11 protein-coding genes are annotated in these 13007 nt (G+C 64.8%); 4 read left to right on the forward strand and 7 right to left on the reverse strand.

Translation table 11 applies throughout. The features are described 5' to 3' along the window. The first annotated feature begins 849 nt into the window (after positions 1-849). Positions 850-1635, forward strand: a complete 786-nt coding sequence (locus tag J6595_RS14670) for an alpha/beta fold hydrolase (RefSeq protein WP_342453209.1) — start codon at positions 850-852, stop codon at positions 1633-1635. Positions 1636-1874: 239 nt separating this feature from the next. Here J6595_RS14670 and J6595_RS22970 read toward each other — a convergent pair whose 3' ends face one another. The 7 genes from J6595_RS22970 to J6595_RS14705 all read right to left on the reverse strand — a co-directional run bounded on the left by J6595_RS22970 (position 1875) and on the right by J6595_RS14705 (position 10221). Beyond that, entirely contained in the window at positions 1875-2516 is a 642-nt protein-coding gene (locus tag J6595_RS22970) for a hypothetical protein (RefSeq protein WP_425342157.1), read from the reverse strand. A 420-nt stretch (positions 2517-2936) separates the two neighbouring features. Continuing rightward, positions 2937-3353 (reverse strand): DUF3830 family protein, encoded by a 417-nt coding sequence (locus tag J6595_RS14680; protein WP_209595326.1) that lies wholly within the window; start codon positions 3351-3353, stop codon positions 2937-2939. A 54-nt stretch (positions 3354-3407) separates the two neighbouring features. Beyond that, complete coding sequence (locus tag J6595_RS14685; RefSeq protein WP_209595327.1) at positions 3408-4763, reverse strand: M20 family metallopeptidase; 1356 nt, start codon at positions 4761-4763, stop codon at positions 3408-3410. After that, positions 4760-5464 (reverse strand): GntR family transcriptional regulator, encoded by a 705-nt coding sequence (locus tag J6595_RS14690; RefSeq protein WP_209595328.1) that lies wholly within the window; start codon positions 5462-5464, stop codon positions 4760-4762. The genes J6595_RS14685 and J6595_RS14690 overlap by 4 nt, the downstream gene beginning before the upstream one ends. A gap of 17 nt (positions 5465-5481) precedes the next feature. Continuing rightward, a complete protein-coding gene (locus J6595_RS14695; protein ID WP_209595329.1) occupies positions 5482-6522 on the reverse strand; it encodes a phosphotriesterase family protein in 1041 nt (346 codons plus the stop codon). A gap of 9 nt (positions 6523-6531) precedes the next feature. Next, the gene (locus J6595_RS14700) at positions 6532-7260 is read right to left on the reverse strand and encodes an amino acid ABC transporter ATP-binding protein (RefSeq protein WP_209595330.1); all 729 of its coding nucleotides are present in this window, start codon (positions 7258-7260) and stop codon (positions 6532-6534) included. A gap of 3 nt (positions 7261-7263) precedes the next feature. Then, on the reverse strand, positions 7264-10221 hold the full coding sequence (locus J6595_RS14705; RefSeq protein WP_209595331.1) for an FAD-dependent oxidoreductase: 2958 nt from the start codon (positions 10219-10221) through the stop codon (positions 7264-7266). A 117-nt stretch (positions 10222-10338) separates the two neighbouring features. Here J6595_RS14705 and J6595_RS14710 point away from each other — a divergent pair, with 117 nt between their 5' ends. The 3 genes from J6595_RS14710 to J6595_RS14720 all read left to right on the forward strand — a co-directional run bounded on the left by J6595_RS14710 (position 10339) and on the right by J6595_RS14720 (position 13007). Then, on the forward strand, positions 10339-11232 hold the full coding sequence (locus J6595_RS14710) for a dihydrodipicolinate synthase family protein (protein WP_209595332.1): 894 nt from the start codon (positions 10339-10341) through the stop codon (positions 11230-11232). Positions 11233-11327: 95 nt separating this feature from the next. After that, the gene (locus tag J6595_RS14715) at positions 11328-12170 is read left to right on the forward strand and encodes an ABC transporter substrate-binding protein (RefSeq protein ID WP_209595333.1); all 843 of its coding nucleotides are present in this window, start codon (positions 11328-11330) and stop codon (positions 12168-12170) included. A gap of 138 nt (positions 12171-12308) precedes the next feature. Next, a complete protein-coding gene (locus J6595_RS14720) occupies positions 12309-13007 on the forward strand; it encodes an amino acid ABC transporter permease (protein ID WP_209595334.1) in 699 nt (232 codons plus the stop codon).

A 13007-nucleotide genomic window follows, 5' to 3' on the forward strand; every position in this document is an offset into this window, starting at 1 on the left:
GCGATGCGGAACAAGCGTGCATAACCTAGGACTTCAAAGCTGACATTCAGACATCATGCAGCATTCGTCGCTGTGGGCTCGAAGCCGCCATTCGCTGCGAACTCGGTGTACGGCAGCACTGGGTCGACTGCAGAACGGCAGCTTCTCGGCTCTATCGCCCCAAAGCCGACCGTCTCCTTCCGGCCCGACCCTGCCGATACCGGAACGACGGGGTAGAATGGAAAGCGGAATGGCAGCTCTCGGGCGTTCGCCGACTAAAACGGACATGGGTCGGTTTTGGAAAGGTAGATAAGCCGCCACTAGTGCGCCCCAGAATTTTACACCATGTCACCCGCTTCGCGAGCATGCCGCGCAATCTCCCGCAGATTTCTTGCTCTCCATACGTTATTGTTAGCTGGGTACTTTATCTTGGATAAGTCCGCTTAAATCTCGCACGCTCACAAGTCGGGCATCGACGGAACGTGTGCCTTCACTGGATCTTACAGCCTTGCGTAAAGACACATGTCGATGTCCCGATTTCTTTGGGCCGCTCCGATGTCTGCGCAGGAGCTTCCCGATGATCACAGACAGACGCTCGATCCTGATAGGCCTCGTTCTCGTCGCCGCGGCCCCGGTTGCGTTGATGACACGTGCGTCCGCCGCCATGCCTCCCCGTGAATTTAGCCGACGTGAAGCTCGCCGCCGATTTCTATAACGCAGGATTTTGCGGTGACCGATCTCAAGTCCGCGTTCGCAGGTACGATCTCCAACTGAACTAAAAGGCGCGGCTTGAACGCCGCGCCTTTTCATAACGCAGGCCGTTACAATTTGACGGCTGTTTCGCGGTTGCGCCAAGCAAGGAACACGACAGTGACTTTGAACTTCGTTCGCCAAGGCAAAGGCCCCAAACTTCTCCTGGTCCATGGCTTGGGTGGGACGTGGCGGTCCTGGAGCACGATCCTTCCGGCTTTGTCGAAGGCGCGTGAGGTGACCGCGATCGATCTCCCCGGACATGGCGAAACACCCGCGGCGGCAGACAGCGGCACCTTAGGCGGCCTCGCTGAAAGCGTTGAGCGTTTCATCCTGGACCAGGGGCTGGAGGGCGTCGACATCGTCGGCAGTTCGCTCGGGGCGCGGATCGTCTTGGAGATGGCATGCCGCGGCAGGGTCGGTGCCACTGTCGCCTTGGACCCTGGCGGTTTCTGGAGAGGCTGGGAGCGCACCTACTTCCGGACGACGCTCTCGGCTTCGATCCGTCTTATCCATGGACTGCGTCCGGCGCTGCCGAGGCTTTCACAGTCCGCGGTGATGCGGAGCGCGCTTTTGGCGCAGCTCTCGGCAAGGCCTTGGCGCCTGGATGGGAAGGTTGTCGCAACCGAACTGCAAAACTTTGCCAGCACGAAGACCTTCGCCGCCCTCGTGCACGATCTGGCGATAGGGCCTGAGCAAAAAGGACCGGCGGCCGATCCGGCCCGTCCTCTCGTCATCGGCTGGGGCCGCCAAGACCGTCTGTGTCTGCCGCGACAGGCCGCTCGCGCTCAGGAGGCCTTCCCATCCGCCAGGCTGCACTGGTTCTCCAAGTGCGGTCACTTCCCGATGTGGGACCGCCCGGACGAGACGGTGCAACTCATTCTTGAGACGACGGGCACCCACTGAGAGTGTCAAAGAATGCGGAAGTCGACTGCAATGGACACTTGTCTGTCACTTGCGTCTGCTAGCGGCGGCAGAACCCCTTCTGGCCACCAGCTAAGACTGGTTCGCGGGGCAGCATCTCGCGCGAAGGATGTCTGCTCTGCGGAGCGATAGCCTCAAGCAGTCAGCAGCCGCTATGGGTCGACTGGTGGCATTCGGGCGGAGGCTGACGACCACTGCTTGTGACCGTACACCGGCGCATCTCAGAGCCAAGACGTTCTAGCGGCGGATTGTGCACGACGCGCGACCCGGTGCAGACGCGCTAAAACGCGCGCGCGGCCCCGGAGCTCGGCCAGAACCACGAGATCATCGTCGTTCTGACGGGAGGCGGTGGCGCGGGCACGCCCTACGCACCGCTGACCGTCGGAGCACGAGCCCTGCCGGAGGCCGAATGGCTGGTGCTCGGGCCGACGCTGTAGGCGGGCCACGAGACGAACTTCGCCAATCTGAAGGAACTGGGTTGGGTGGCGAACGTCACTGACTGTCTGGCAGCGGCCGATATCGTCATCGCTTCGGCGGGCGACAATACGATCACCGAGATCGCGCGGGTCGGAAGGCCGCTCGTGGTCATGCCGGAATAGCGCTATTTCGGCGAACAGGCGCGCAAGGCCGAGGCCCTCGCCCGTCTTAGAGCCGCGGTTCACGCCCCACGCTGGCCGGGCGATATAGCCGGTTGGCAACAGATGATGGCCGAGGCGCGAACCCTCGATCCAGCTCGCCAGACGCCGCTCTACGATCCGGATGCCGCTAGGAAAGCCGCCGGTTAGCTGGAAAGCCTGACCGACGAGCGGATCGACCGGTGGAAGATTGGCGATTTCGCCCGCCAGAAAACCGATCCGCCACAAACGAGATCGAAGCCTCGCCCGAGCCGAACTCCCGGTCGAGCGCATCGAGACAGGCGCCGACCCGCTCCGCGTCGTTGCGGACCGGAACGCAGGCGACGTGGCGCACGGTATCGGGCGGCAGCGATCCTTCCCGCTGAAGCAATTTGCCACCGGTCGGCGATGAGATCGGCAATCGGCATCCGAGGCCTCTTCGAGATCAACCAGAGATCGACGAAATCGATCCAAATCCCGGCAAATCTCGGGCTGAAGGGACCTGGCATTCCGCGCCGTCGCCCGTGGCCTGAGTACGTCCAAAGCTGTGGTACGTGATCGCGGAGCGCTCGGGCCATATCGATCGACTTCGAACGGTTAACCGCCCGATCCCGGCGAGAGGATGGGCGACGGATGTGTTGAATCACCGCCGCCGCTGATGGCCGTGCGTCAGGCGAGCTCGAAACGGATCGGCTGAGCGCCCTTCCACAGAACCGTCGTGCCGAGATCGTGCAGTCTGTCGAAATTCGAAGTCAGAGTAATGAAGTGATTGCCGGCGAGCTGGCCCATCTTGGACGAGAAATCGACGCCGCCATAAGCGAGCAGGATTTCGGTTTCGCTAATCCCGCCGGGATAAAGGATGATGTGGCCGGGAGCTGGATGGCTCGTGTGGTTTTCGTAGGAAACGCCGAAGTCCGTGTCACCGAGCGGCACCCAGACGCCCTCGCCGCTCCAGCGCACATGCACGATCTGGCTCTCGAAAGGCAGATGCTGAAGGAAGGCGGCGCAAGTCTTCGGCGCGAGTTCGGTTTCGAGACGCGCGTCGAATGTGAAGTCGCCGGCGGTGATCTTGAGAGCTTTCGGCATGTTGGTCCTTATTTTGCTGAGATCTTTGGAGTTCGCATAGAGGCTAGGGAACGCTCAGCCGTCCGGGCGCACGCCACACCATGCGGCGATGATCCGGGCCGTGACGGCGACGTTGCGGTGAAAATCAGCGACGTCGACCCATTCATCATGGCCGCCGGCCATGGTCAGGCCGCCGCAGAGCGGACCGTAGCCGACGGTCGGGATGCCCCGCTGGACGACCGGGTTGCGGATGTCGCTGGAGGTGTGCAGCGAATTGACCTCGGGCCGCGCGCCGGCCTCTGACAGCGCGCCTTCGACAAGTCGGTAGAGGTAGCCGTTTCGGTCGGTCTCGGCGGCGCTCACGCCCGCAGTCCAATCAATCCGAGGCGGATTTTCGCGAAGCCAGGAGGAAACATCTCCGGCACGCCCGATCGCGGCGGCGATCTCGCCTTTTGCGGCATCCAGATCTTCGCCCGGGATAAGCGACATCGCCGCCCGCAGCCGGCAAGTCTTTGCAACGCGCGGCGAGCCGCCGTCCGCGCCATGGTCGACACGGGTGATCAGAAGATTGGTCGAGCGACCGACCGCCGCTTCGAGCAGCGGATGGCGGACGCGTTCGCCGCGCTCGGCGTCGAGCGATTTCAGGGCCGAGGCAACGGCCATCATCTCGGTAAACGGATCGACGGCGAGATGGGCAAAGGCCGTGTGGGCGGGCTCGTTCGTCTCGGGCAGGCGCCCTTCGACGGTGACTTCAAACTCGATCTGCCCCGGCGCGAACGCCTTGATCTCGTCGAGGCCTCTGCCGGATTCGGCCGGATGAAGATAGATGGCGGCGTCCGCAACGAGGCCGCGATGGAGTGCGGCGGCGATCCCCCGGCGATGGCTCTTCGACGGTGCCGAGACGAGGCTGAGCGGCGCGGCCGGGGCAAGGCCGGCGGCCTTCAGGACGGCGAGGCTCTGCAGCATGATGGCAATGCCGGCGAGATCGTCAGCGACGCCCCAGCCGGTGATGCAGCCATCCGAGACCGTTGCGGTGAATGGATCAGTCGCCCATGCCGGCGTCTCACGATAAGGCTCGGGATCGGGATGCGAGAAAAGGAGCAGGCTCCGGCCGGTCTCTCCCGTCCCTTTAGCGGTTTGCCCAACGAGGCAGCGCTCGCGCTGATGTGCGCCGGGCTGCTCCGCGGCGAATTCGGCGATGAGCGGCACGTCTGCCGGATCATAATCGAAGCTCTCGTCGTCGAGCCCCAGCGCCTTCATCTCACTGCCGATCACCGCCTCGATCGCTTCTCGGCCTTCTTTTGCCGCAGCGATCAGGCGCTTCAGAAGATCGAGGCTCGCCGCTTCGATGCCCTCGGCGGCCTTCCGGATGATCTCGGAGGTCAATGCGTCGAGCGGCGTTGCGCCGCCTGTCTTCGCCGGATCGCTCATAGCCGCGCCATCGCTGCGAGGACGTCGTTGGTCAGGCTGCGGATATGGGCCTGCATCGAGGCCCGCGCCCGCTCCGCGTCACCGGATCGCAGTGCCGCGATGATGGCGATGTGCTCCTCGGTATCCGGTCGAAAACGCGAGGGCAGGCCGGACAGTTCGTAAAGCCGGGTGGTGATGCGCAGCGAGGCGATCATCGCGGCCATCACGTCGTTGCCGGACGCCTCGGCGATCATCTCGTGCAGCTCTTCATCCGCCGCCCAATGCACTTCTGCCGGCACGTCCGGATCGTCCTGCAGGGCCAGCATCCCCCGCTCGACCTTTTCCAGCTCATGAGGGGAGATGGCCGTCACGGCGGTTGCGATCGCCTCACCTTCCAGAAGCTCGCGCAGGCGCATGCTCTGGAAATATTCGCGGTTGGAGACGAGCCGAACCCGAAAAGGCTGGTTCATCTCTTTCTGGATCAGGCCGGCATTCTGGAGAAGAAGCAGAGCCTCGCGCACCGGCGTGCGGGAGATTTCGAGCTCGGCCGCGAGCTTTTCTTCCGACAGGATATCGCCACCCGGTAGGCGCCGCTCCATGATCATCGCGCGGATGGCGCCATAGGCCTTGCGGCCAAGGCTTTCACCGTCGCTCGCCACTCGCTTGCGCTTTTCGGGCGCTGCCGCGTTCTCTTCGTCGTGGGCCATGCTGCGCCGGACCATGCCTCTTCTCCTGCCGATCAGCTCAGGAAGCTCAAAAGCCGCGCCGGGGTCTGCACCAGCAGCTGATCGAGTTCGCTGTCCGAAAAGCCCCGCCGGCGCGCGAGCGGCGCGACATGGGCGATGAGATGTCCGTACCCGTGACCACCATAAGCGAGCAAGCGGGTTCGGGTGCAGATGTCGTGAGAGACCGCGATCTGGTTGAGATAACCGCGCTCGATGAGGGCCCGGATCAGATCGAGCCGCATATAGTCGGTCGGCAGGTCGAGATCGACGCCGCCCATCCAGTATTGCGACGTCTCGATGCCGAAGAAATCCCATTCGAGAACGAAGCCCCGCTCGAGAAGGGCAATCAGGCGGTCCCGGTCGAAGATCGTGCGGTCCATGTGGCCGATGACCGTGCGTTCGGGATCGCCGCCTGCGGCAATCACGATCTCGGCGATCTCGGCGGGCGCATCGGGATGGCGACCCGGATGGATGGTCAGGGCAGCACCGGTGGTCTGCTGCGCTTTCGCCGCGGCGGCAAGGATGCGGCGCTCGGTCGGCGTGACCGGCCAGGAACAGCCGATCTCGCCGATGATGCCACAGCGGATATTCGTGCCCCAGGCGCCTTGCAGCACCTGTCTTTCGATCTCGGCCTGGATCGTGTCCTGATCCATCCCGTCGATCTCGGGCGACAGATAGGCCTGCGTGTACCAGCCAGCGCCGAGAATGACATGGACGCCGCTTTCTCTCGACAGGGCCGCAAGCCGCTCCGACTGGGGCGCCATCCCGCCGACGGTGAGTTCGACGATCGTGCCGCCGCCGGCGGCCGAGAAGTGCTCGAGATCCAGCTCAGCGGCCGCGTCGTCGTCGAGAAACATGTTCTCCGGAACGCGATTCTGGAAGTAGTCGACCGCAAAGCGGTTCGCCATGGTGATGGGCCCCGACCCTAGTCCATGCGCTGGTGAGCCGCGATCGCCCGGCGCGCGCAGATCGCACAATATGTGCTCGTGCATCAGCGTGCGGCCGAGCTCGGCCGCCGCTATCCGTCCCGTCACGGTCTGGGCGAAGCCTCCCATCACCCCGGCCTAGTGCTTCAGGATCTTGTCGAGGAACTGGCTCGCCCGTTCCGAACGCTCGGTGGTGAAGAACTCGTCGCCGGTGCAGTCCTCGACGATCTCGCCATTGTCCATGAAGACGACCTTCTTCGCGACCTTGCGGGCAAAGCCCATCTCGTGGGTCACGCAGACCATGGTCATGCCTTCGTTGGCGAGCTGCACCATCACCTCCAGCACCTCGCTGATCATTTCCGGATCGAGCGCCGAGGTCGGCTCGTCGAAGAGCATGGCGACCGGGTCCATGGCGAGGGCCCGCGCGATGGCGACACGCTGCTGCTGGCCGCCGGAAAGCTGGATCGGATATTTGCGGGCCTGATCGGCGAGACCGACGCGTTCGAGCAGCGCCTCGGCCTTTTCCGTCGCTTCTCCCTTCGAGCGGCCGAGAACCTTGCGCTGGGCGATGGTCAGATTGTCGATGATCGACAGATGCGGGAAGAGCTCGAAGTTCTGGAAGACCATGCCGGTCTTCGCTCGCAGCTTGGCGAGGTCGGTGCCCTCGGCCCACACATCGGTTCCTGCCACCGTGATGCGGCCGGAATCGATCGGCTCCAGACCGTTGATCGTCTTGATCAGCGTCGATTTTCCCGAGCCCGACGGCCCGCAGACGACGACGACCTCGCCGCGTTCGACGGTGGTGGAGCAGTTTTTCAGGACCTGAAACTTGCCGAAGGACTTGGAGACGTTGTCGAGCGTGATCACTATTCAGCTCCTTTCGAAGCGTTCGAGGCGGTAGGGTTCGACATTGAAACTCGCCGAACCATGGGTGACGAGTTCGCGGGTGAGGCGCGCGACGGCAGGCGCCAGCGTGTAGCCGTTGGAGGTCACGCAGTTGTAGAAGCCGGAGAGACCCGACGCCTCGCCGATGATCGGCGCGCCGTCGATATTGACGTTCATGCCGGCCCAGCTTCTGAGCACATGCAGGCCCGCGATCTGCGGCACGACGCGCTGGGCGACCCACAGATTGCCCTCGATGCTGTCGAGCATCGTCGTGTTGAGGCGCTGATGCTCGGCATAGCGCGCCGGCCAGGCGCCGCCGATCAGAATGCCGCCGGTGGACAGCTGCTTCAGCGAGAGATGCCGGTCGGCATGGGCGACGAGCTGGCCGATCAGCTGAGGCGCGCGTTCGGTGGTGATCATCTGCAGCGGCGCGCTGTAGACCGGCACGTCGATGCCGACCATCGCGCCGATTTCCCGCGCCCAGGGGCCGGCGGCGTTGATCACCGTACCGGCGCGGATCGTCCCGCGCTGGGTGGTGATCGTCCAGGCAGTGCCGTCCCGCTCGATAGCCGTGACATTCGTGCCGCGCAATGACCTCGCGCCCGCGGCCTTCGCCGCCTCGAAGGTGCGATAGGTCGCCGTCAGCGGATTGATCTTGCCTTCCTCGGCCACGTATTCGGCACCGATCAGCTCCTCCGACAGGCCGGGCGCGAGATCCCGCAATTCCGAGCGGCCGAGGATATGGGCGTCGATGCCGTGGCGGCGCTCGACCTCGGCCTTGGCCTTGAGGAACGCCATGCCGGCTTCGCTCTCGGCCACCATCAGTCCGCCGGTGACGCGGATCTCGAAGTCGCCACCGCAGGCCTCGGCGATCTCCTGCCAGAGCTTCACGGCATAGGGGCCGAGCGGCAGCGTATCGGCGGCCGGGCCGCCGCCTGCCTCGGCCTTCTTGCCGAAATCGAAGGACAGCAGCTGAACGTGCAGGCTGCCGGCATTGGCGCCGGAGGCCTGAAGATTGACGTCGTCGCGCTCGATGACGAGGACGTCCTTGCCGGCTTTGGCGAATTCATAGGCCAAGCATGCGCCCACCACACCGCCGCCGATGACCGCGACCTCGGCTTCCATCGTGCCGAAGGGTTCGGCTTGCGGCGCCCGGCCGAGATTGGGTGAGCCGGCCCGCGCATGGCCGCCCCATTCCGGCTTCTGGCGGGCAAGGGCCGCGGCGGGAAACGGCTTGACCGGCAGGCGCGGGGCGAAGCCCTCGACCTCTCGCTTGCGCCCGGTCCGCTCCTCGATCAGCTTGGCTGTCGTCGCCGCGCAGTAGCGGGCCTGACAGCGGCCCATGCCGAGGCGCGTGCGCCGCTTCAACGTGCCGAGGCTGTCCCAACCCGCATCGATCTCGGACCGGATGCGGCCGAAGGTCAGGCCCTCGCAGCGGCAGAGGATCGTCTCGTCCGGGACGCCGGCCAGCGTGACGGGCGGCGCGGCGAACAGGTCCCAGAGTGCGGTCTGGAAGGAACGGGCTGTCTCAAGGTCGCGGCGAGCCCGATCAGCCGCGGCAGAACCTGCCGTACGCCCCAGTGTCCCGGCCGCATGGGAGCCGGCGATGGTGCCCATGGCCTCAGCGACCCGCGAGCCGGCGACAGCGGCGCCGTCGCCGACGGCATAGACGCCTGAGAGGCTGGTTTCACCACTCTCTGATATTTCGACGGCAGGCGTTCCGAGATGACGCGGATCATGAACTGTCCGGCAGCCGAGCGCCCGTGCGATCTCGCTCGACGCGACGAAGCCGTAGCCCAGGCATAGGGCGTCGGCCTGAAGTTCGGTCACGCGGCTCATGTCGGCCTCGTCGTCCGCGCCGAGCGGGGCGATGGCGACGCTTTCGAGCCGCCCATCGCCCTTCGCGCTGACGGCAGCGTGGCCCCAACGGATCGGCGTCCCGCTTTTCGCCAGGACCGCCCGGTATTTCCCGCCCTCAGCCAGAAGGTCCGGGGCGGCAAGGCCGGCTTTCGCAAGGCTTCGCCATTTGCCGAGGCCGGGACGCGGCGCCGCCTCGACGACGGCGACGACCGTGACCCCATGGGCCGCAAGGTCGGCCGCAAGCTGCAGGTTCAACGGCCCATTGCCCGCGACGACGACGCGGCTTCCCGGCGAGACGCCATAGGCGCGCGACAGGGTCTGGCCGGCGCCGGTGGTCATGACGCCGGGCAGCGTCCAGCCAGGAATCGGATAAGGACGCTCATAGGCGCCGGTCGCAAAGATCAGCCGCTTCGGCCGATAGACGACCTCCCGGCCGCCGACCAATGTCAGCACCTCGTCGGGACGAATGGCGCCCCAGACGAGAGCGCCCTGAACCAGAGTCACGCCTGCGTCCTCGAGAGCCTTGAAGCGCTCGGCGCCTCGGCGGAACTGCCGGTCCGGTTGCTCGGCCGCGCTCAGGGAGGGCGCGAGCGGCTTGTAATATTGACCGCCTGCCTGCGCGCGCTCGTCGATCACCGTCACCGAGGCGCCGGCTCGCCGGGCGGCAAGCGCTGCGGCCATGCCCGCCGGCCCCGCCCCGACGACGAGGATGTCGACGCCGACCTCCTCGCGCGGCGCTTCGTCCGGCAGGGCCGCCACAGGCGCCAGCCTGTCGTCTGGGGTTCCCGCAGGCTGGGACGACCGGACGGTCTCGCCGCCGGAAATCTTCGTCAGACAGGCGCGCTGACCGGCCTTGCCGTCCACCGTCACCACGCAGTCGTAGCAGGCGCCCATCCCGCAATAGAGCCCGCGCCAGTTCTCGTCGCCCGGCGCACCAGCATCGAACTTGCGGATCGCCGCGATGCCGTTTGCCGCCAGCGCAGCCGCGATCGTCTCCCCAGGCAGGGCGACAAGCTTCCGCCCGTCGAATGTGAACTCAACGGGGTTCGCTGCGGGCTGGACGGTCTTGCGGTTGAGACGCATGGGCTCGGTATCGGATGGCTGTTGACGAGGGTGATACTACACGTTCTGGATTTTTTGTGTATACAGAGAAAATATTTTTGTTATGGTGCAAGCAATGAAAGCGATGAAAGACAGGCAATGACCACAGCGAGGGGCACCTTCACAGTTCTGGTAACGCCGTTCACGGCCGATGGCTCGGCCGTCGATGCCGCGGCGCTCAGGCGTCTGGTCAACTGGCAGATCGAACAGGGCATCCACGGCCTCATCCCCCTAGGTAGCACGGGTGAATTCCTGTCCTGCTCGCGGGCCGAGCGGCAGGAAATCATCGAGATATGCGTTTCGGCCGCGGCGGGCCGGGTGCCGGTCTATATCGGCACCGGCGCGGAGGCGACGTTCGATGCGGTCGAGCTGTCGCGCGAGGCCGAGGCGATGGGCGCCGACGGCGTCATGATCATCCCGCCCTTCTATTCGGCCCCGACCGACGACGAGCTCTTCCAGCACTACGCCAAGATCGGCGAGGCGATCTCGATCCCGATCATGGTCTACAACAATCCGGCGACGGCGAATGTCGATCTCGTCCCGCACATCGTCGACCGGCTGAGCCGGATCGACGCCGTCCGCTCGATCAAGGAATCGACCCTCGAGGTTACCCGCGTCCGCGACATCATCGATCTCTGCGGCGACCGGATCGACGTCTTCGCCGGCATCCTCGGTTACGAATCCTTCTGGCTCGGCGCCGTCGGCTGGGTGGCCGTGTGCTCCAATCTGATGCCGAAGGAATCGGCGAAGCTGTTCGAGCTCGTCGCGGACCACTCCGACAAGGACGCCGCGCTGGCGCTTTACAAGAAGATCCTGCCCGTCGTGCGCTGGGTCGGCGGACCCCGCTACGTCTCGGCCTCGAAGGCGGGGCTGGCAATGATGGGCCTTCCGGTGGGCGATCCGCGCGCGCCGCGCCTGCCGCTGCCCGCCGACCAGCAGGCGGAGCTGAAACAGACTCTCGCGAGCCTCGATCTCATCGGCAGTCTCGCCTGACCATAAAGACGGGCGGCAACGCCCGCATCGCCGATCTCATACTGGGAATGAAACGCCGCCTAACCCCACGCCCTTCGGGCCAACAGGAGACAAGCATGATCAGACTTCACGACGCATTCCGCATCGCCGGCGGTCTTGCCGCCAGCCTTCTCGTCTCGGCCGCTCCGGCCCTGGCACAGGATTGTGAGCAGAAGGTTCCGGACTCGGCGCTGGTGTCGCCGGGCAAGCTGACCATGTCGACCAACCCGACCCTCCCGCCGATGCAGTTCGTCGATTCTTCGGGCCAGCTGAAGGGCATGCGCATCACGCTCGGTGACGAGATCGCCAAGCGGCTCTGCCTCGAGCCCGAATATGTCCGCATCGAGTTCTCGGCGATGATCCCGGGTCTTCAGGCTGGCCGCTGGGATGTCATCAACACCGGCATTTTCTGGAACCCAGAGCGCGCCGAGATGATGAAGATGGTCCCCTACGAGCAGCAGGCGATTTCCATCTCTGCCCAGAAGGGCAATCCGGAAGGGATCTCGAAGGAAGAGGATCTCGCCGGCAAGACGGTCGGTGTCGAGATCGGCGGCTTCGAGGAAGCCAAGCTGAAGGCGCTCGACGAGAAGCTTCAGGGCGAAGGCCTCGAAGCGATGAACATCCGCACCTTCGACAATTTCGCCCTCGCCTACCAGGCGCTTGCCGCCGGCCAGACCGACGCTACCGTCAGCATCGATCCGACGGCCGCCGAATACGCCAATCGCGGCGATTTCGACCGGGCGATTTCCGGCCTCTTCCCGACCCCTGTCGCCCTGGCGATGCAGAACGAGGAGGTCGCCGACGCCGTGGTCGAGGCGCTGAACTCGATGATGGAAGACGGCAGCTACAAGACGCTGATGGACGAGTACGGCCTTCTCGCCAACACCGAGCCCTTCGCGCTGCGCGGCCCGAACGACTGATCGGCCGAAGCACCGAAACCCTGATCTCGGACCGGATTGGCCGGGCGGTCTCACGCCCGGCCAATTCATAAAGCGCAGGCCTTCGCTGGAACCTGATCGGTGACGGCCTGCCCGCAACCTTCTTGCTTTGAGGCCTTCATGGATATTCGCTGGAGCTGGACGGGATTTTTCGAATATCTCGTCAATCCGTTCATCCTCGGCGGTGCGCTGACGACGCTCTGGCTGACCCTGGCGGCGATTGCGGGTGGCCTCGTTCTCGGCTGTCTCCTCGCCATGATGCGGATGTCGTCGATCCGTCTCCTCACCTATCCGGCGCGCTTCTATATCTGGGTCTTCCGGGGAACGCCGCTCCTCGTTCAGCTGATCATCATCTATACGGGCCTGCCGCAGTTCGGCATCCGCATGGGGGTGATCGAGTCGGCCCTTCTCGGCCTGATCCTCAACGAGGCGGCCTATCTCTCCGAAATCGTTCGCGGCGGCATCCTCGGCGTTCCCGGCGGCCAGTGGAACGCCGCCCGTGCTCTCGGCTTCAAGCCGTCACAGGTGATGGCCTACGTGATCATGCCCCAGGCGACGCGGATCATCATTCCGGTCCTCGGCAACAGCGTGAACGGCCTTCTGAAGACCACCTCGGTTACCTCGGTCATCTCGATGGAAGAGCTCCTCCGGCGCACCCAGATGCTGATCCAAGAGAAGTTCCTGGTCCTCGAACTCTTCATCGTCGCGGCGATCTATTACCTGATCATGACGACCGCCTGGCACTTCATCCAGATGCGCATCGAGGCACATTTCGGCCGTGCCTACTCCCGCAAGATGGAAGAGCAGGACGCGCGTTAG

The organism is Jiella mangrovi (assembly GCF_017815135.1).
GTDB lineage: Bacteria > Pseudomonadota > Alphaproteobacteria > Rhizobiales > Rhizobiaceae > Jiella > Jiella mangrovi.